An 18842-nucleotide genomic window follows, 5' to 3' on the forward strand; every position below is an offset into this window, starting at 1 on the left:
GATTATTCTGCTCGTAGAGCTTCTATCGGTTTAACGGATACGGCTCTTTTGGCAGGAACGTAGCCTGCAATCAGTCCTGCAATAATTAGGATTCCGAGAGCGCTAAGGATAATGCCTACGTCAACCGTTGGATTTTTGAAGATAACGTTCCCCGATTCCGATGGCTGCTGGTCGATCACAAAGCTAATTGCCTCGGTTATTGCAATGCCAAAGAGCATCCCGAAGTATCCGAACGTGGAGGTAATGAGCACCGATTCGATGAGGATCAGCTTAATGATTGAGCCAGGTGTGGCTCCAAGTGCCTTGCGGATGCCAAACTCCTTGGTGCGCTCCTTCACGGTAATTAGCATGATGTTGCTTACGCCTACAATCCCCGCTATCAGGGTTCCAATGCCTACAATCCATATAAATAGGGAAATGGCGTTGAATATGCCCATGGTTTGAATGTAGTTTTGCGAGTTGTTCCATATTCCAAGAGCGCTTCGGTCTTCGGGATTGAAGGTATGGAGGCTGGCAAATCCCTTGCGGATGGTTGTGTTGTACTCCTCGTTTTCGTCGGCCGTTTTTAGGCTCGATGCAGATATGATGATACCATCGTACCCTTTCTCCCCAAAGTTGTAAATTGCCTTAGCAGTCGAAATGGGGATGTATCCTTCGCGCGAGTCGTTGCCGGTTGAGTATTTTACTACGCCAATAATCTTATACATTACGTTGTTGACGTTGACAAATTTTCCTACCGGATTTTCGTTTGGGAATAGCACATCCTTTATTTTTTCGTTGATGGCCACCACCTTTCGCTCCTCCCTAATATCCATAAGGTTGATAAAGCGTCCCATTCCGGGTAGCACTTCAATACCTTCGAGCGATGCGTAGTTGGTGGTTACTCCCAAAAGCGGGTAGGTTCCCGTTCTGTTGCCATTCGAGAAGGAGGCGTTCTCCGAGGGGTAAAACTTGTAGGCTATGGTATCAACGTATGGAAGCTGCTTCTCTGATAGGAAGATGTCTTTTTCGTTCATCTTCATTCTTTTGCCGCTCTGGTAGCCGCCGTAAGCCATCGAGGTGGTTCCTGGCCATAGGTAAATGGCATTCTTCGATTCGCTGGCAAAGTTGGAAGTTACGCCATTGCTTAGCCCATTTCCGGATGCAAGAAGAATGATCAGCATGAAGATGCCCCATGCAACCGCAAAGCCTGTGAAAAATGTCCTTAGCTTGTTCGCCTTTATGGTGGACATTATCTCTTGCCATAAATCTAGCATGGTGCCCTAGTTTTGGGTGATCGATTCTATGATGCCGTCTCTGAGCCTTATGACCTTATCTGTTTTTTCAGAAACTGCTTTTTCGTGGGTTACGATAATCATGGTCATCCCTTTCTGATTTACATCTTTTAGGATTTCCATCACCTCCTCCGAGGTTTTGCTGTCCAGCGCGCCGGTTGGTTCGTCGGCAAGTACAATTTGCGGATTGGCAATAAGCGCCCGTGCAATAGCTACCCGCTGCTTTTGGCCTCCCGACATTTCGTTGGGCATATGGTGCGCCCACTCCTTCAACCCGAGCATGTCCAAATACTCCATCGCCATGATGTTGCGCTTTTTTCTTCCCACTTTTTGGTAGTAAAGAGGTAGAGCAACATTCTCCATGGCATTCTTAAAGTTAATAAGGTTGAATGATTGAAAGATGAACCCAATCATTTGATTGCGATACTCCGCTGCTCTCTTTTCGCTAAGGTTGCTGATTAGAACGTCGTTCAGCTTGTAAGCCCCCGTGTCGTAGTTATCCAGTATTCCCAGAATGTTGAGGAGGGTAGATTTTCCAGAGCCTGAGGCTCCCATAATCGAAACAAAATCGCCTTTGTGAATATCTAAGTCAATACCTTTTAAGACATGTAACGGACTACCGTTGAAGTATGTCTTGTTGATTCCTTCGAGTTTTATCATAACCTGGTTCCGTAATTTTAGCACCAATAAGACGTCTGTGCGCAGTAAAGGTTACAAGTTAAAACACGAGATTTTTGTTGATAGCCGTAAAAATGGATGTAAAAAAGATTAAATGGCTATTTTATAGTAGTTTTAAGTAATTTGTTTTAGGTTACGAACTCCCTTTTTTGTGTAGTTGGCTGTTAGCTTAGCGTGTATTTCGGTAGTGCTTTCTTTGCTGTAAAAGAAAAGCCCGAACGTGTCGGGCTTTTTTTATAGGTTGATACTTCCTTCGAATACTTTTTCAGCAGGTCCTGTAAGCCATACGTTCTTGAAGGTGTTGTCTTCTGTCTTTTCAAAAGACACAGAGAGATAGCCTCCCATAACCTCTACGTTCCATTCGTTTTGGTCGCTTTCGAGGAAGAGCGCGGTGGCAATGGCCGCAGCAGTGGAGCCCGTTCCGCAAGCTAGCGTTTCATCTTCAACGCCACGCTCAAAGGTTCTAACGAATATTTCATCTTCAAATATCTCTACAAAGTTGACATTTGTGCCGTTGGGCATGAAGGTTTCGCTGTTTCGGATGGCCTTACCCTCTTCGTAAACATCCATTTCTTCTAAATCTTCAACAAAGGTAACGTAGTGTGGCGATCCTGTATTGATGAAGTAGTAGTCTTCATGCTCTTCAATTTGGGTAACGTCTATCATTTTTAGGCGTACAAGCACCTCTCCATCTTCGTCAGAGAAGTGAGCCTCGTGCAAGCCATCAATGCTGTTGAAAACAACTTTTTCGCCGCTTCCTAACCCCAGCGATTTGGCAAATACCGAAATGCAGCGGCCTCCATTTCCGCACATGGTGGATTCTTTTCCATCCGAATTGAAGTAGCGCATGAAAAAGTCGTGGTCGTCATCATTTTCGAGGAGCATTAACCCATCTGCTCCAACTCCAAAATTTCTGTCGCAAAGGAATTCAACGGTTTCTGTTGCTGGCTGAAACTTTCCGTCACGATTGTCGATAACTACAAAATCGTTTCCTGCACCTTGGTATTTTACAAAATTTACTCCCATCGTCTCAACTTTTTTGATGTTACTAAGTTAACCTTTTGCCCGAAACTAGGGTGACGAGGGCTTTTTCTTTGAGTTAATCTGTGTTAGAGTTATTCTTGCACATAATATTTCCCGCAACAGGTTAGTTATTATGCTAGTTGTTTTGGCAAACCTTTTGATTATATCACTAATGCTGTGGTTTTGCAGCTTCTATCTGTAGTTGTGCCAAAATGTTATTGTAAGATGCCTTTTTGACAGAAGTAGCAGCATCTAAATATGAGTGTTAATTAAAAATCAATCACAAATGAAAAGAAGACATTTATTAGGGTTTCTTGTAGCAGCGCTAGTTGGTGGTGCAATCTCTTCAGTTTTGGTTGTAAGCATCATGCAAAAGAACTTTGTAAAAACTCAAGATCTTTTCGACCCTTCGCTGAAGTATGTTTCAAATCAAAGTGGAGGAAGTGCTGGTGCCCCCAACTTTACCTATGCAGCCGACCAGACTATCCATAGCGTGGTTCACGTAAAAACGTATTCCTCTCAAAGGGAGGCTCCTGATCCGTTATTGGAGTTTTTCTTTGGATATCGGCAGGAGCCTAGATCTCAGGATCCGACACCTAGAGGGGCAGGCTCTGGCGTAATTGTAACAAAGGATGGGTATATTGTTACCAACAACCACGTGATAGAGGATGCCGAAAAAATAGAGGTCACTTTAAATGACAAGAGAACTTATCAAGCAAAAGTTGTTGGTGCAGATCCCAATACGGATATTGCACTATTGAAAATTGACGAGAAAAATTTGCCTTTCATCAAAATGGGAGATTCCGATAATCTTCGGGTTGGTGAGTGGGTTATTGCAGTTGGGAACCCTTTTAATTTAACTTCTACCGTTACGGCTGGTATTGTTAGCGCTAAGGGCCGTAATTTTCCTGTTCGTCGAGATGGAAATCCGTTTAAAATTGAATCGTACATTCAAACGGATGCTGTCGTAAATCCAGGAAATTCAGGCGGCGCTTTGGTGAATACTGATGGTGAACTCGTCGGCATTAATACGGCCATATACACTCAAAATGGAGTTTTTAATGGCTACTCTTTTGCTGTTCCTGTGAGCATTGTAAAAAAGGTTATTTACGATTTAATGGAGTACGGTTCTATCCAGCGGGCATTTCTAGGGGTTAGCATGAGCGAAATCACCTCAGAAACCTACGATGAACTTAAGCTGAAGGAAGTTGTTAAAGGTGTTTACGTTGCCGCTGTTAATGAAGGTGGTGCAGCAGCAGATGCAGGCGTGAAAGCGGGAGATATTATTACTGCCATTAATAATGAGGAGATTAACTCTATATCTCAGGTGCAAGAGCAAGTTAGCAGATATCGTCCAGGAGATAATGTAGAAATTTCTGTAATTCGTGATGGAAAAGTGAAACAATTTAAGGCGACTTTACGTAAAACAGCGGGTGGAGGAATGATGGAGGTCGCCGAAAATGGCTACTACTCTATCCAAGGTGCCACATTTGCCAATGTTAGCCCACAATTGAAGAATAGCCTAAGGCTGAGGGGCGGAGTTCAGATAGTTGACCTTAAAGATGGATTGTTAAAGTCACAGGGAATTCGAAAAGGGCTTATCATATTACGCATAAATAGAGTAGCAATTAGCAGCGTTGAGAATCTCGCTGAGGTGTTTGCTACTGCTAAAAAGAATCAGGTAGTGACCATTGAAGGCGTTTATCCAAATGGTTTGCAGGCTTTTTATAGCATTGGCATGTAGTTTGTTACGAGTAAAACACAACACACAAAGGTTTATAATTTCATGAGACAACTTAAGATCACCAAATCGATCACTAACAGAGAGAGCGCTTCGCTAGACAAGTACCTACAGGAAATTGGAAAGGAAGAGCTAATCACTGTTGAGGAAGAAGTTGAATTGGCGCAACGGATCAAGAAAGGCGATCAGGTAGCCCTAGAAAAGCTTACCCGTGCTAATCTTCGTTTCGTGGTATCGGTAGCAAAACAGTACCAAAATCAGGGGCTCAGCCTACCAGACCTTATCAACGAGGGAAACCTTGGGTTGATTAAGGCTGCTGAAAAATTTGATGAGACTCGTGGTTTTAAATTCATTTCTTACGCGGTTTGGTGGATTCGTCAGTCTATCCTTCAGGCTCTTGCAGAGCAATCGCGTATTGTACGTTTGCCTTTGAACCAGGTTGGTTCTTTGAATAAGATTAACAAGGCATTTGCAAAGTTTGAGCAAGAAAATGAGCGTACTCCATCACCAGAAGAGTTGGCCGATGCGCTGGATCTTCCAAAAGAAAAAGTGTCTGATACGCTAAGAGTTGCAGGTCGTCACGTTTCTGTTGATGCTCCTTTTGTTGACGGAGAAGACAACAGCCTTTTGGACGTTCTTATCAACCCTGACTCTCCAAATGCCGATCGTAGCCTTATCAATGAGTCGTTGGTAAAAGAAATTGAGCGTGCTTTGGCAACTCTTACTGATAGAGAGAGAGATATTATTCGCCTTTTCTTTGGAATAGGATGTAGCGAGATGACTCTCGAGGAAATTGGTGAGAAATTTGGACTAACACGCGAGCGCGTGCGACAAATTAAAGAGAAGGCGATCCGTCGTCTTCGTCATAGCACCCGTAGTAAGCATCTTAAGAGTTTTCTTGGATAAATCGTTACTAAAAAAAATGAAGCCCGCCACTCCAGCGGGCATTTTACATTGTATAAAAAAAGGCATCTAAAACAGATGCCTTTTTTATGTATTGAACTTAATAACCTATTCGTTTTTACCGCAATCACATTTTTTTGCCTTGTTGTTCACATCCTTGTACTCAATTTCTAAGCTTTTGTTGTATATGGCCATTGCTCTGGCGCTCATACCCATGCTCGAGAATCCTCCGTCGTGAAGAAGGTTTTGCATGGTAACTTTGCGAGTTAGATCTGAGAACAGTGCAATCGTATAATCGGCACATTCTTCTGCTGTTGCATTTCCAAGTGGAGACATGCGGTCTGAGAAGTCCATTAATCCATCAAAACCCATAATGCCACCTCCTGCGGTTGTCATTGTTGGAGACTGGGAGATGGTGTTGATGCGTACGTGCTTTTCGCGGCCATAGATATACCCGAAGCTGCGGGCAATAGATTCAAGTAGGGCTTTTGCATCAGCCATATCGTTGTACCCATAAAGCGTGCGTTGCGCGGCAACATACGAGTAGGCTACGATCGACCCCCACTCATTCATGGCGTCTAGCTTGCGGCAAACTTGAATAACCTTATGGAATGAGATTGCTGAAATATCTAACGTTTTTTGAAGATAGTCGTAGTCTAAATCGTCGTAGGTTCTTCCTTTGCGAACGTTTGGAGACATTCCGATTGAGTGGAGCACAAAATCTAACTTGCCACCTAGTGCTTCCATTGATTCTGAAATCAACCTCTCTAAATCTTTTACGTTGGTTGCATCCGCAAGAATCACTTTGGAGTTCGTTCTTTCTGCTAGCTCATCAAGTTCTCCAAGACGAAGCGCTACCGGAGTGTTTGTTAGAACGAATGTTGCTCCCTCCTCATGTGCCTTCTCGGCAACTTTCCATGCAATTGATTTGTCATTAAGGGCTCCGAAGATAATTCCTCTTTTACCCTTTAACAAGTTGTATGACATAGGTATGTAATTTAGTTAAACAAATATAGATATTAAAGCCGATAGCGGCAGAGCGGTTTCTATTAACTTTGATTAAATTGAAATTGGACGTTGTTTAAACTATGAACGGCTGGAAATGTTCAATCGTAAAAAAGCGATGGATACTTATTAAAATAAAAAGATGGCTTATAAGCGCTATAAACCATCTTTTAAGTCCTATTTCAAGTACTACTTAGCTTTTAAGAAGTGCTTTGGCATTCTGAATTGCTGCAGGAGTTAAGTTTTGGCCGCTTAACATTTTTGCTATTTCGGTAATTCGTTCTTCTTTTGAAAGCATTTTTATTTGCGTCGAAGTGGAGTTGTCGTCGCTTTCTTTGTACACGAAAAAATGGTAGTCTCCTTTACTTGCAATTTGCGGAAGGTGGGTGATATTTATAATCTGAATATCCTGAGATACATCTTTTATAATGCCCCCCATTTTATCAGCAACTTCACCCGAAACGCCAGTGTCTATTTCATCAAAGATAATGGTTGGAAGGTCTCCTTGTTTTGCAAGCAACGTCTTAATGCTAAGCATTAGTCGTGACATTTCTCCGCCAGAGGCCACTTTTGCTACATCCTGAAAGGAAAGCTGCTTATTGGCCGAAAAGAGAAACTCAATTTTATCAAATCCTGTATTCGTTAGCTCTGATTCTAAATAGTCTATTTTAAACTTTGCAAATGGCATTCCGAGTTCTCCTAGTTGGGTTGCTATATATTCCGCAATTTTTTCGGATACGGCTTTTCTTTTTTCGGACAACAAAGAGGCCTGTTCGCGTAATTTAAGAAGAAGTTCGTCTGTAAGCTGGCGCTGAGCCGCAATTTGTTCTTCTGAGTTGGATATTTGAGAAATTTTCTTGTCTAAGCTGTTGCGAAGCTCTATGAGCTCAAAAATAGAGGTTACCCTGTGCTTTTGCTGTAGGGAATAGATTAGATCAAGTCGCTCCTTTACCGTGGCCAATCGTTCTGGATTCATCTCTATTTTTTCATTTAAATCCTGAATCTCTTGGCTTATATCTTTAAGTTCGATAGTAGTACTGTCAATCCTTTCTAATAGCGCTTCCGACCTGTGGAATACCTCTTTGATTCTTTTTAAGGACTGATGGCAATTCTTAAGGATTGTCAGAACTGAGCCTTCTGCTTCAGAAATGGCTTCAGAACAGAACTGCAATTCCGATTTTATGGTTTCCGCATTCGATAGCTCGCGTTCTTCTTCTTCAAGAACTTGCTGTTCGCCATCTACAAGCTTTGCATCATGCAGCTGCTGGAATTGGAATGAGTAGTAGTCAAAATCGTTCGCATTCTTTTTCTGTTCATCAATAAGCTGTTGTAATTTTTGTTCTTCCTTCTTATAGCTGGAGAATTTTTGCTGGTAGTTGGTAAGTAAGTCTGAGTTGCCAGCTACTACATCAACAACATTTAGCTGAAATTGATGATTCGAAAGATGCAGGGTCTCATGTTGAGAGTGAATATCTATAAGCTTTAGACCTAAATCCCGAAGGGTTGTTAGGTTTACCGGGATGTCGTTGATGTACGCGCGCGACTTTCCGCTTGGGGTGATAATTCTTCTAACTGCTGTTTGCTTTTCAAAATCGATGTCGTTTTCCTCAAAAAATGCTTTAAGATTCATTTTTTCGATGTCGAAAATGCCTTCGATTACGCAGTTTTTCTCATTATCCTTTAGGGCAGAGGTGTCGGCTCGTTGTCCAAGTATGAGCCCAAGCGCTCCAAGCAGGATAGATTTTCCGGCACCTGTTTCGCCAGTAATAATGTTAAGTCCCGACTTGAATTCTATTTCAAGTTTTTCTATAAGGGCATAGTTTTCTACAGATAACGATTGAAGCATGGTACTATCCGTTAGATGTTCTTTTTCTCTTCGGTTATCTTTTTGTATTTAGGCTCGTTCGCCTGATCAATTTCAGAAAGTATTTGGTAAATACGCTGCTTTTCCGAAGCATATGCTTCGCTATAAACATTTACAAGCTCATCCGATTTGGCATCAAAAAATATTTTAAGCAAAAACAGGTACGGATCTGGTTTATCTCTAAAAACTTTTTGAATGCTAAGAAGCCCATTGGTAACCTCATCTCTTCCTTCCGAAATTTTACTTGCCATTTGGTCTAGGCCTAACCGATGGTAGGTGTAACTCGCATTGCGAACTGCCGAATATTTGGGGTTTAGAATGTTTTCAATCAGCCAGTATCTGTTTTTATGGGAAGATTCGTAGGGCTTCCATCCTTTTTCTGAGGCTGTTTGCGCGTTGCTTACAATTTTTTCAGCCTTCTTGAAATATTCGTTGCCTCCTTTCGGTGAAAAAGAGTCATAGTCGAGTCCTATTACGACATAGGCATAGTAGGCAAGGAGAGAGGTTAGCGCTGAGCCGTAGCTGTTTTCGTTAAATTCCAACTTGTCGAATTCTTGGTAGGAGAATTGTACGTCGTTGTCGTTAAAGTTAAAGAGCACGGTGCTGTAGGATGATCCAAATATAGGTCTGCGCGACTGTACTTGAAGTGTTCCCTTATACTCGTTGGGGCCAACCTGCTCCGTTATATTTATAAGGAAGTTACACTCTATACGTTCATCTACCGAGTATACGTTGTTGCTCCACGAGCGGTTATTCATAAACTCGTAGAGCGCGGTCTGTAGCGTTTGGAATGCTTGCCTATAAGTCCCTTGGATTTGTGCCGCATTTACCGATATATTGCAGCGCAAATCTTGCCCTAGAGCACAAAAGGTAACCGCTAGAAGTACGGAAGTCAGTAGATATTTTCTCATTATAGGTTAGGATTTTGTTGAACGTACAATTTGGTCTACAATGTCTTTGGCTACATTGGCCTTTGATTTTAGATCAAAATGCTCCGCTTTTCCATCCTTGAATATAATAGAAATTTTATTTGTATCGTGATTGAATCCTGCTCCTTTGTCTCGTAGCGAATTTAAAACGATGAAATCCAGATTTTTGCTTTGAAGTTTTTTGGCAGAGTTTTGTACCTCGTCGTTGGTTTCCAGAGCAAATCCGACAAGCAGCTGCTCTTGCTTTTTTATTTTGCCAAGCTCTGCTGCAATATCCTTGTTAGGAGTCAGGTTTATGGATAAATCGTTGCTCTTTCGTTTAATTTTTACATTGGAGTACGAATCTGGACGATAGTCGGCAACGGCAGCGCACATTACGGCGCCATGAGTATTCGGGTAGATGTCTATGCACTTTTGGTACATTTCCTCTGCACTAACCACATCTGTTTTTGTTATGTTGGGATGCGTGCTGGAAATGTTGGTTGGGCCGCTTACTAGCGAAACTTTAGCCCCACGCTTTGCTAATTCTTCGGCTATAGCATAACCCATTTTCCCCGACGACCAGTTCCCTATAAAGCGTACCGGGTCGATAGGTTCGAAGGTGGGACCTGCTGTTACTAGGAAATGTTTGCCGCTAAGCTCTGCTGGTTGAAAAAAAAAATCCTCGACGGCCTTTACAATATTTTCAGGCTCTTCCATTCTTCCTTTGCCAATCAGTCCGCTCGCAAGCTCTCCAGAAGCTGGTTCTACAATTCTATTCCCGTATGACTTTAGCGTCTCTAGGTTTTTCAAGTTAGCAGGGTGCGCGTACATATCTAAGTCCATTGCTGGAGCTACGAGTACAGGGCACTTTGCCGAAAGGTAGGTAGTAAGGAGCAGGTTGTCGGCAATGCCGTTGGCCATTTTCCCTATTGTATTGGCAGATGCGGGTGCTATTAGGTACAGATCGGCCCACATACCAAGATCTACGTGGCTATTCCAATCCCCATTTTCAGGATTGTAAAAGTCTACCAATATTGGACTTTTTGCAAGTGTCGCAATGGTTAGCGGTGTGATAAACTGCTTGGCCATAGGGGTCATGATAACCTTAACTTCGGCACCTGACTTCACGAGTAACCTAATAAGTATAGCAGCTTTGTAGGCTGCTATACTGCCGGTTATCCCGATAATTATGTGTTTGTCTTTAAGAACAGAAGACATTTAATTTCTAGTGTTTGTTGCCCTCTCCGCTTTGACGGAAGTAAACTTTTCCATCAAGAAACTCTTGAGTTGCAATTAGTACTGGTTTTGGAAGTTTTTCGTAGTACCTTGATATTTCGATTTGCTCACGATTTTCGAAAACCTCTTCTAGATTATCTGTGAAGGTGGCAAATTCTTCTAATTTGCGGCTAAGCTCATGCTTCATCTCGGCAGAGATTTGGTTAGCTCGCTTCGAAATAATAGATACAGATTCGTAAAGATTGCCTGTTGGTGCATCAATCTTGTGCGAATCACGGGTAATTGTCGAGCTGGCTGCGCCTACTTTTTTGTAGTCCATTATTACAACTTTTGTTTAGTTCTTTACAAATTGGTTTGCCACTTTGAGCATATCTTCAACTTCCTTCTTGTACTTTGTCTCAGGATATTCTGCTATCAAAGTGTAGTAGTTGTCGATCATCTCCTGAAAGCGTCCTCTCTTTTTATCTGGAATACTATTGTTGGCGTATTCGTAAGAGGCTTTTACGATCATATAGAGCTGCTCTTCGTGGTGCTTCGAGTCTGGGTAGTCTTTAATTGCGCGCTTTAGTGCAACAATTGCCGACTTATAGTACTCTCCTCCCATATCGAAGTAAAGTTTGGAGCTAAGGTACGACTTCTCCATCAATTTTTCCCTCATATCCTTTATAATTTTCTTAGCCTCATCTGCTTTAGGGCTGCGAGGATACTTGTAAAGGAATTCCTGCATCTGCACAATGGCGTTGCTGGTCGAGGTTTGATCTAGAGTTACGCGGGGTGATTGCTTGTAGAAGCTGTAGGCAAATAGGTATTCGGCCTCTTCGGTAAATACGCTGCGGGGAAACTTATTTCTGAAGGTGTCAAAAAGCGTTCCTGCAGCCTCGTAGTCTTCCATCCCGAAGTAGCATTTTGCCACAAAGTAGTTAACAGAATCGTCGCGAACAGTACCCTGGTATATGGTGGTGACTTGCTCCAGAAGCAATGAAGCTCGGTAGAAGTCCTTCTTATTCATATACTCTATAGATTTCTTATACTTATAGTCGTAGTCGTTGCTTTTGAGAATCTTATCAAAACCGCTACAGCTGCTAAGAAGAAGAGCGATTGCAAAAACTGCAAATATGATACCGTTCTTTCTGTTCATAGTATTTTAAAAATAATTGGCAAAATTAATTTTTTTTCGACAATCTCTGAATTTTTTTGTCTTAACATATGTTCTTGATGCATCTTAATAGACAATGCGTACTGTCGCAACAAAAAAAAACATAGTTTTGCATGTTCTTTAACGTGACAAGTTAGTAAGATATTGTAGAACTAAAAATTTATATATCGTGGACATATTTGAGAGGATTAAAAAGAACCGCGGTCCTATCGGAAAGTACGAAAAAGAGGGACACGGTTACTACGCATTTCCTAAGCTAGAAGGCGAACTAGGCCCCCACATGATATTCAGAGGTAAGCCAGTCCTTAACTGGAGCTTGAATAACTATATCGGATTAGCCAACCACCCTGAGGTGAGAAAGGCTGATGCGGATGCCGCTGCCGCTTACGGTATGGCATACCCAATGGGTGCCCGTATGATGTCTGGCCAAACTACCAAGCACGAGGAGTTGGAGCAGCGCCTAGCTCAATTCGAAGGAAAGGAAGATGCCTACCTCTTGAATTTTGGCTACCAAGGAATGGTGTCAATCATCGACTCGTTAACTAGCCGTAACGATGTTATTGTTTACGACTCCGAGTCGCACGCTTGTATTCTAGACGGTATGCGCCTTTCGCCTGCAAAGCGTTTCGTTTTTGCTCACAACGATATGGACAGCCTCGAAAAGCAGCTAGGACATGCCTCTAAGTATGTTCTAAAGACTGGTGGTGGTATTCTTGTTATCACCGAAGGGGTGTTTGGTATGGCTGGCGATTTGGGTAACATCCCTGGTATCGTAGAGAAAAAAGCACGCTTCAGCTTCCGTTTGTTGGTTGACGATGCTCATGGATTTGGTACTATGGGTAAGCAAGGTGCTGGTATTGGCGAGCATTTCGGTGTTCAAGACCAAATCGACCTATACTTCTCTACCTTCGCTAAGTCGATGGCTGGCATTGGTGGTTTTGTTGCTGGCGATGCCGATATCGTAAACTACCTTCGCTACAACCTTCGTTCGCAAATATTCGCTAAATCGCTGCCAATGCCAATGGTATTTGGTGCATTAAAGCGCTTGGATTTGCTTCAAACTAAGCCTGAACTGAAAAATAAGCTTTGGGAAATCGTAGGGGAACTTCAATCTGGATTGAAGAAGCAAGGTTTTGACATAGGTGTAACCGAATCTCCTGTAACTCCTGTTTACATGCACGGAGAGGTGCCAGAAGCTACCAACTTGGTGTTGGATCTTCGCGAAAACTACGGCATCTTCTGCTCTATCGTAGTTTACCCAGTTATCCCTAAGGGACAAATTCTTCTTCGTCTTATCCCAACTGCAGTGCACACTAGCGCAGATGTTGAGCGTACTATTAGCGCATTTGCTGCTTGTCGCGAAAAGCTTGCTGCTGGTAAGTATGTGGGCGAGGCGGTTGTTCAACCCGAGTAGATTTTTTCCTCAAAATATAAAAGGGCTGTCCGTTGGGCAGCCCTTTGTTTTATCTTCTTCTTGGTGGAGGGCTCGTTCGTGCCTCTCTTCTTTGCTGTGCTTCTTTAGCAAGGCGCTTCGAGTTTACTATTTGGTAGGTCATCCCTCCAACGATGGCTGCCGCGGCAAAATAGCTGTACGCCTTGTACGACTCGGCCATCTTCTTGTCGTTCTGTAGCGAGTTGTAGATCGACTTCATGGCGTTGTCGGTGCTGTTGTTTTTCTGAATGGCAGCCGACGTGCTGCTTAGCAGCGTGTACTGCTTAAGGTTGATGTTTAACGGTTTTGGGGCAAAGTAGTAGGGGATAAAGCCCAAACTAGGAAGTGCCTTCTTTTGAATGTTGGGTATTGCAGTAGGCTCCACCGTCGTTGAGTCAGAGCGCTGGGCTGCCGCTCCAAAAGCTAGGAGAATAAGCCCAAGGCCTAGTAATCTCCGAAAATGTTTTGAGTAGCTCATAATGCCGATTGTTGGGTTGTTGATGTAGTCTTATTTGACACTATTTTGGAGTTGTTGTATCAAATTTCAGACCAAAATTAGCGTCTGGTCGGAGGGCTTGCTTTGGCTTCTCTGGCCTTTTGTGCATCCTTGCTCATCGACTCCCCATGGGCTGCCTGATATACTACGCCTCCTAGTACGCCTGCCACATTTATGATGCTTAGTATCTCGTTTTGTTTGGCAATCTTTTTATCGTTTTCGAGGGTAAGCTGTATTAGCCTCATCGCATTGTCGGTGCTTTTGCTCTTTTTTACGTGCTCGCTAATGCTGCTATTGGCAATGGAGTAGTACTTAAGCTTGTAGTTTAGCACTTTTGGCGCATAGAAGTATGGCGAATACTGAATACTCGGCAGCAGCTTTTTTTCGGGTTGAACCAGCTTTAGCGTCTCCGAACGCTTGGTGGTGTCGGTGTTTTGTGCCAACGCGCTGGAGGCTACGAGCACCATCAAAATGAACAAAAATTTGGAGTAATGTTTAGTAGTCATTATGGCTAGATTTCTTTGTTATGTTTATGTATGGTGTATTGCTATGGCCATACTCCTTTGTTGGGATTAGCGGCCGGCATTACAATCTCTAAAACGAGTCATTCTTAAAATTTGTTGCATAAAAAAGCCCCGCATTTGCGAGGCTTGGTAGTTATTTCTTCCCTTTTCTCTTTTTGGTGGCAAACTCTTTCTGCTTTTTCAGAAAGGCGTTCTGTACCTCTACCTGTTTTTGGAGGTCGTTTACCGTCTTTTCTAACCCTAGCTTTTGTTTTTGCTGATCTTCCTTCTCAAAGTTTAGGTTCACAAGCAGCTGCCTAGCGGCGGCTATGTTGGCGCTGCAGCTGTCCATCATGGCCTTCATCTGGAAGGCGGTAACGCCCTTCGATCTAAAGTTCTTTTTAAGGCTGGTAAACTTCGTGTGGAACTCTATAGCCTTGTTTACCTTGTCTGCAACGCCGTTAAACTGGGTGACATTACGGTATTCCAGCGCATTTTTTTCCCTCTTCTTTAGTAGCGGCAGCTGCTGGTTTACGTTTTCGATCATGGCGCTGGTGCATTTGTTTACGTCGCCAGCCCACTTAAGGCGGCGGCAAAGCGCCGTTAGCTGCTCCGAGCGGAGTAGCGGATCTTCCCTCTTTATGGTGTCGTTGTAGCTGCATATTACGCCTTTGGTGGCAGGCTCTTCCGACTTAAGGAATGCCTCAGCCTTAATGGGGTGGCTTACCAGCTGCCAAACGGGGTCGAAGGGCATGTGTGTGTTTAGAAATAGGGCAGGCTCTACCAGGCAGTAGGTGGTGGTAGCCTTCTTGTTAAACTTCCCTTTAGAAAGCATTCCAGCTCCCCACATGGGGTCAAAGAGGTACCATTTGCCTTCGGCTGTTTTTACGGCGTTCCAGGCATGCCCCGCGTCGTCTACCTCGCCGTTTAGCATGGTGTAGCCAGTAACGGTAAAGGCCTCAAATCCGAGCTTTCGGCACGTCTTGCTGAAGAGCTCGGCGTAGCCGCTGCATACGGCCTTCTTCTTTTTGATAACCACGTTTGCTGCCGAGTCGGCGTCGTAGTCCGAAATGAAATCGGCAACACCACCCTTTTCGTAGCCAATGTTTTTGCTGATCCACACGTAGGCCGCACGCAGCTGCTCTTCTGGTGTCGAGAGCTTGTCCGATATGTAGTTTGCGAGCGTCTCTACCGATTTGGTGGCGCTGCTGGGTATCTTAGAGGCTACCTTATCGGCATTTTCGAAGCTTTGCGCCTTTACCCCGATGCCTGCAAGTATAGCTACCGCGAGTAGTAGTTGTCTTTTTATCATTCCCGTTTTAGTTTATTCCTTTATGTTGCTAGCAACGAGGGGCCGCAGCCTTCGCCTCGTTTTCGAATTGCGTGCAAGAATACTTAAAAAATTGATAGCCCCGCAGTGTTGCCTCCATTTTTAGTTCGATTTTTAGCTCTCCATCCCGATATCGATCGCCGCCCTTTTTACCGCCATGCCGAGGGGGCGATGTACCAATTATTGGCTTACCTTTGCCCCACAATACTTGGAATCTTGAAATCCTACTCTACAATAGTTATTGGTGGTGGTCCTGCGGGAATGGCTGCCGCCATCTTTGCGTCGGCTGGCCCTACGCTTATACTCGAGCGCAACGACTCGCTGGGCAAGAAGCTTCTTATTGCCGGCACTGGCCGTTGCAACATAACGCATAATGGCGATATCGGCGATTTTATCCACCACTATGGCGATCACGGCAAGTTCCTCAAAAAGGCCCTGCGCGAGTTTACCAACACCGACATGGTGCAGTTTTTTACCGATCGCGGGCTGGCCACCATTGTAGATAAGAACGGCAAGGTATTCCCGCACACCGAAAAATCGCGCGACGTGCTGCGCGTTTTGCTCGACGAGTGCCGAGCTCGTGGCGTCGAAATTCGCAGCAACCAGCAGGTGGTTCGGGTAGATAGGGTAGAGGAGCAGTTTGTGGTGGCCGCTAACGGCGAAACGTTTGGCGCCAAGCACCTGGTGGTGGCCACGGGCGGGCGCTCGTACCCAACCACGGGCTCTACGGGCGACGGATACCTGCTCGCCCAGCAGCTGGGCCACACCGTGGTCGAGCCACGCCCCGCGCTTACCCCCGTGTTTGTGAAGGATTACCCGTTTGCCGAGCTGGCCGGGGTTTCGTTGGATGCGGTTCCCGTTTACCTGTACCGTGGCGCCAAGAAGGTGGCCGAGCATTCTGGCGATATCGGTTTTACGCATAAGGGGATTAGCGGACCGGGGATTATCGACTTCTCGCGCCACATGCTCCCCGGCGATACCCTGCGCATCAACTTTGTGGGTAAACCCGTCGATGCCTTTCGCCGATCCTTTATCGACGGCGCTGCTACCCAAGGCCGGCAAACCGTCCAAACGTTCCTTCGCGATTACGACCTGCCCAAGAGCCTTATGCGCGCCCTGCTCGATAGGTGCAACGTCGATGCGGCAGAGTGCCTCTCCAACGTGGTGGCTGCAAAGCGCAACCTGCTCATCGAGCTGCTGTGCGAGTTCCCCTTTCAGATAGATCGCCTAGGTGGATTTAAGGTGGCTATGGCTACCGCTGGCGGAGTTGCTCTCGACGAGGTATCCTCCAAAACAATGGAGTCTAAGCGCTGCCCCAACCTTTACTTTGCTGGCGAGGTGCTCGATATCGATGGCGATACGGGCGGCTACAACATCCAGGCGGCCTTCTCTACGGGCTACGTGGCGGGTAAGGCCATCTCCAAAAAGGTCGAAGCCGCTCGGTAGGGCGTCTCCTTTCGTAGGCCCGCTGCAGATTTTGCTATCGCGGGCCCATCTTCCCAATTTTTTTCTACCTGTATTTTTTATCGGCCCATATTTTATTGATATGAAATAGGAATATTCATAAATAACGCTAATTTTGTAAAAGTGTGCTACCCAAGCATCGTTGTGTTTAACCTGTAAAAGTCGAGCAGCCTCAGCGCTTGCCGGGTAAGGCATCCTCAAATTCTCTATAACCAATAAATGCTAACAGCTATGCCAGCAGTAAGCAATACCCTTAACGCCAGCAACCTCGCCGCCTTTGCGACGCTGCTTGCCGCTGTTAAAGAGTTTGGTAGCCGTTACAACCCTGCTAGCCCTCGGCTTTCCATATCCAGCCTCGACGCCACCTACGAGCGGGCGCAGCGTGCAACATCCGAGGTGCTGCAGCTCGAGGTTGCCTACTCCGAGGCCATCGACGAGCGCATCAACCTATTTGGCAAGCTCTACCCCTACGCCTCGCAGGTGGTAAGCATGTACAGCATCTGCTCGCCCGACGAGCGCGCTGTCGAAAACGCACGAATGATTCTTCGCAGGCTAAGGGGCGCCCGCTACGGCGCAAAGCAGAGCTTATCCGAGGCTGCCGATGCCGATAGGGCCAGGTTACGCTCGCACTCGCAGCTGGGCTTCGAGGATCGGACCAGCAACTTCGCCCAGCTGGTTTCGCACATCGAGGCTTGCCCGCTCTACAAGGTCAACGAGCCCAACCTAACCAAGGAGGCTGTTAGGGGATTTGCCGATAGCCTCACGGCCGCCAACGATCGGTGCATCGAGGCTGCCGCCGTGCTCCAGTCGGCCCGTATTCGCCGCGACGACCTGTTTTACGATGGCGACGAGTCGCTACATCAGCTTTTCATGGAGATTAAAAAATATCTTAGAGGCGCCTTTGGTGTGTCGAGCGTTGAGATGAAACGCGTATCGAGCATCTTATTTAGGCGCCTGCGTAGGTTGCATTCATAAGCTAGAAGAGAAAGGCGGCTGCAAGGTCGCCTTTCGTTTTGCTACACGCTCATGTCCGATGCCTAGGCGGTGCCTGCCCGGGCATTTTTTATGGTGGTAGGCGCTGTTTTTCGGGCTGATGCGGCTGCTTTGGCTACCGTAGCGCCCGGTAAGGATGCTGTGCCTCCAGAATGGCCATTATTGTGGTGGTAGCTCGTTGTGTCGCTCTGGTAGTTCGTTGTGTCGCTCTGGTAGTTCGTTCTGTCGTTGTGGTAGTTCGTTGTGTCGCTGTGGTAGCTCGTTGTGTTGTTGTGGTAGTTTGTTGTGTTGTTGTGGTAGTTCGTTATGTCGCTCTGGTAGTTCGTTGTGTTGCTGTGGTAGTTCGTTGTGTCGCTGTGGTAGTTTGTTGTGTTGCTGTGGTAGTTCGTTATGTCGCTGTGGTAGCTCGTTGTGTTGTTGTGGTAGTTCGTTGTGTCGCTGTGGTAACTCGTTGTGTTGCTGTGGTAGTTTGATTTGTCGTTGTGGTAGCTCGTTATGTTGTTGTGGTAGTTCGTTATGTCGTTGTGGTAGCTCGTTGTGTTGCAGTGGTAGTTCGTTGTGTTGCTGTGGTAGCTCGTTGTGTTGCTGTGGTAGCTCGTTGTGTTGTTGTGGTAGCTCGTTGTGTTGTTGTGGTAGTTCGTTCTGTCGCTGTGGTAGTTCGTTGTGTCGCTGTGGTAGCTCGTTGTGTTGTTGTGGTAGTTCGTTGTGTTGTTGTGGTAGCTCGTTGTGTCGGCGACCAAGTTGGCCGTTGCGGCCTCGTAGCGGCGCTTAGCCGAGGCGGAGTGGGCAACCGATCCTCTATAAAGCGTCAAAGGAGCCCCGTATGGTGCTCC

18 protein-coding genes are annotated in these 18842 nt (G+C 45.3%); 5 read left to right on the plus strand and 13 right to left on the minus strand.

The annotated features are described in order from the left end of the window. Positions 1-2 precede the first annotated feature (2 nt). The 3 genes from L990_RS05430 to dapF form a co-directional block, all read right to left on the minus strand. Positions 3-1256 carry an ABC transporter permease gene (locus tag L990_RS05430; protein WP_047446278.1) on the minus strand — a complete coding sequence of 418 codons (1254 nt, stop codon included), beginning with the start codon at positions 1254-1256 and terminating at the stop codon, positions 3-5. 6 nt (positions 1257-1262) lie between these two features. Beyond that, positions 1263-1934: an ABC transporter ATP-binding protein gene (locus L990_RS05435; RefSeq protein ID WP_047446279.1), complete on the minus strand. Its 672-nt coding sequence runs from the start codon at positions 1932-1934 to the stop codon at positions 1263-1265. A gap of 252 nt (positions 1935-2186) precedes the next feature. Beyond that, on the minus strand, positions 2187-2978 hold the full coding sequence (gene dapF / locus L990_RS05440; RefSeq protein WP_047446280.1) for a diaminopimelate epimerase: 792 nt from the start codon (positions 2976-2978) through the stop codon (positions 2187-2189). A 283-nt stretch (positions 2979-3261) separates the two neighbouring features. Here dapF and L990_RS05445 point away from each other — a divergent pair, with 283 nt between their 5' ends. Next, positions 3262-4719 carry a Do family serine endopeptidase gene (locus L990_RS05445; RefSeq protein WP_047446281.1) on the plus strand — a complete coding sequence of 486 codons (1458 nt, stop codon included), beginning with the start codon at positions 3262-3264 and terminating at the stop codon, positions 4717-4719. 42 nt (positions 4720-4761) lie between these two features. Continuing rightward, the gene (locus L990_RS05450; RefSeq protein ID WP_047446282.1) at positions 4762-5622 is read left to right on the plus strand and encodes an RNA polymerase sigma factor RpoD/SigA; all 861 of its coding nucleotides are present in this window, start codon (positions 4762-4764) and stop codon (positions 5620-5622) included. Positions 5623-5727: 105 nt separating this feature from the next. On the opposite strand, the gene L990_RS05455 is transcribed toward L990_RS05450, so the two are convergent. From L990_RS05455 to L990_RS05480, 6 genes are all read right to left on the minus strand, one after another. Then, entirely contained in the window at positions 5728-6606 is an 879-nt protein-coding gene (locus tag L990_RS05455) for an enoyl-ACP reductase (RefSeq protein ID WP_047446283.1), read from the minus strand. 211 nt (positions 6607-6817) lie between these two features. Further along, entirely contained in the window at positions 6818-8470 is a 1653-nt protein-coding gene (recN, locus tag L990_RS05460; RefSeq protein ID WP_047446284.1) for a DNA repair protein RecN, read from the minus strand. Between the two features lie 11 nt (positions 8471-8481). Further along, positions 8482-9399, minus strand: a complete 918-nt coding sequence (locus tag L990_RS05465) for a DUF4835 family protein (protein WP_047446286.1) — start codon at positions 9397-9399, stop codon at positions 8482-8484. Positions 9400-9405: 6 nt separating this feature from the next. Beyond that, entirely contained in the window at positions 9406-10617 is a 1212-nt protein-coding gene (gene coaBC / locus L990_RS05470; protein ID WP_047446287.1) for a bifunctional phosphopantothenoylcysteine decarboxylase/phosphopantothenate--cysteine ligase CoaBC, read from the minus strand. 7 nt (positions 10618-10624) lie between these two features. Continuing rightward, positions 10625-10954: a DNA-directed RNA polymerase subunit omega gene (locus L990_RS05475; RefSeq protein ID WP_047446288.1), complete on the minus strand. Its 330-nt coding sequence runs from the start codon at positions 10952-10954 to the stop codon at positions 10625-10627. A gap of 15 nt (positions 10955-10969) precedes the next feature. After that, a complete protein-coding gene (locus L990_RS05480; RefSeq protein WP_047446289.1) occupies positions 10970-11773 on the minus strand; it encodes an outer membrane protein assembly factor BamD in 804 nt (267 codons plus the stop codon). Positions 11774-11957: 184 nt separating this feature from the next. Between L990_RS05480 and L990_RS05485 the strand changes: the two genes are divergently transcribed. Beyond that, positions 11958-13205: an aminotransferase class I/II-fold pyridoxal phosphate-dependent enzyme gene (locus L990_RS05485; protein WP_197057242.1), complete on the plus strand. Its 1248-nt coding sequence runs from the start codon at positions 11958-11960 to the stop codon at positions 13203-13205. Positions 13206-13254: 49 nt separating this feature from the next. Here the strand turns inward: L990_RS05485 and L990_RS05490 are convergent, their stop codons facing one another. The 3 genes from L990_RS05490 to L990_RS05500 form a co-directional block, all read right to left on the minus strand. Continuing rightward, positions 13255-13701: a hypothetical protein gene (locus tag L990_RS05490; protein WP_047446292.1), complete on the minus strand. Its 447-nt coding sequence runs from the start codon at positions 13699-13701 to the stop codon at positions 13255-13257. A 77-nt stretch (positions 13702-13778) separates the two neighbouring features. Further along, positions 13779-14225 (minus strand): hypothetical protein, encoded by a 447-nt coding sequence (locus tag L990_RS05495; RefSeq protein WP_156121352.1) that lies wholly within the window; start codon positions 14223-14225, stop codon positions 13779-13781. A gap of 151 nt (positions 14226-14376) precedes the next feature. After that, positions 14377-15534, minus strand: coding sequence for a transglutaminase domain-containing protein (locus tag L990_RS05500; RefSeq protein ID WP_047446294.1), 1158 nt, complete (start codon positions 15532-15534; stop codon positions 14377-14379). A 234-nt stretch (positions 15535-15768) separates the two neighbouring features. Between L990_RS05500 and L990_RS05510 the strand changes: the two genes are divergently transcribed. Together L990_RS05510 and L990_RS05515 are read left to right on the plus strand one after the other, a co-directional pair. Next, the gene (locus L990_RS05510) at positions 15769-16998 is read left to right on the plus strand and encodes an NAD(P)/FAD-dependent oxidoreductase (RefSeq protein WP_047446296.1); all 1230 of its coding nucleotides are present in this window, start codon (positions 15769-15771) and stop codon (positions 16996-16998) included. Positions 16999-17247: 249 nt separating this feature from the next. Beyond that, positions 17248-17991, plus strand: a complete 744-nt coding sequence (locus L990_RS05515; RefSeq protein WP_047446297.1) for a hypothetical protein — start codon at positions 17248-17250, stop codon at positions 17989-17991. A gap of 62 nt (positions 17992-18053) precedes the next feature. Here L990_RS05515 and L990_RS19120 read toward each other — a convergent pair whose 3' ends face one another. After that, positions 18054-18821, minus strand: a complete 768-nt coding sequence (locus L990_RS19120; protein WP_052180763.1) for a hypothetical protein — start codon at positions 18819-18821, stop codon at positions 18054-18056. Positions 18822-18842 lie beyond the last annotated feature (21 nt).

Source organism: Alistipes sp. ZOR0009 (genome assembly GCF_000798815.1).
Taxonomy (GTDB): Bacteria; Bacteroidota; Bacteroidia; order Bacteroidales; family ZOR0009; genus Acetobacteroides.